This is a genomic window from Amycolatopsis sp. SID8362 (genome assembly GCF_010550475.1).
GTDB classification, from domain to species: domain Bacteria; phylum Actinomycetota; class Actinomycetes; order Mycobacteriales; family Pseudonocardiaceae; genus Amycolatopsis; species Amycolatopsis eburnea.
Map to the genome: position 1 here is coordinate 1 of NZ_JAAGNB010000849.1, position 687 is coordinate 687.

The following is a 687-nucleotide window of genomic DNA, read 5'->3' on the forward strand; positions in this document are numbered from 1 at the left end:
GCCCAGTTCCCGCTCGAACTCCCGCACCAGCGCCGGCCGGTCGGCCACGCCCGGCGCGAACGCGGTCCCCGGGTAGCCGCTGAGCCACGGCTGGCAGACCTCGGCCCAGAACGGCCGCAGCAACCGCTTCCCCGGCCGCGGCGCGAACCGCGGGGACACGCGCGGGCGGCAGACCAGCACGGACACCGCGGCCACGAGTTCGTCCCCGTCGGCCGCGACGACCAGCAGCTGCGGGTTGCGGGCGCCCCAGGCTTCGAGGCCCATCACGCCGTAGTCCCACACCGGATGCAGCCGCGCGGCCCGGCAGAACTCCGCCCACCCCGCGGGCGCCGGATCGGCGCGGGGGTCGTGGAACGCGAACCTCATGCCAGGACGACCGGGGTGCCGTGCCGCGGGCAGAACGCGATTTCGCCGCGCACCCCGCCGGCCGGGACGACGTCCACGAACCGCGGGGAAGCCTGGCGCAGCAGGGTGAACGCGAGCCCGGCGGTGGTCGGGCGCGCGTAGACGTGCGGCCAGTCGAGGTGCCACCGCCCGCAGTCGCCCAGCGCGCCGAGGTACCCGAGCACCGGGTCGTGCAGCACGCCGTACGGGCCGGCGTCCAGCGAGTCGAGCTCGCGGTGCGGCACGGCCTCGACGCGGTGGTCCTCGGTGAACGCCGCGAGCGCCTTGTCGTCGCCGACGGCG

2 pseudogenes are annotated in these 687 nt (G+C 76.7%); both read right to left on the reverse strand.

Annotated elements, in window-relative coordinates:
• Nucleotides 1-366 (reverse strand): annotated as a pseudogene (locus tag G3I65_RS26435) (GNAT family N-acetyltransferase); the annotation flags it as partial.
• Nucleotides 363-687: pseudogene (locus G3I65_RS26440) on the reverse strand (hypothetical protein); the annotation flags it as partial. The pseudogenes G3I65_RS26440 and G3I65_RS26435, both read right to left, overlap by 4 nt.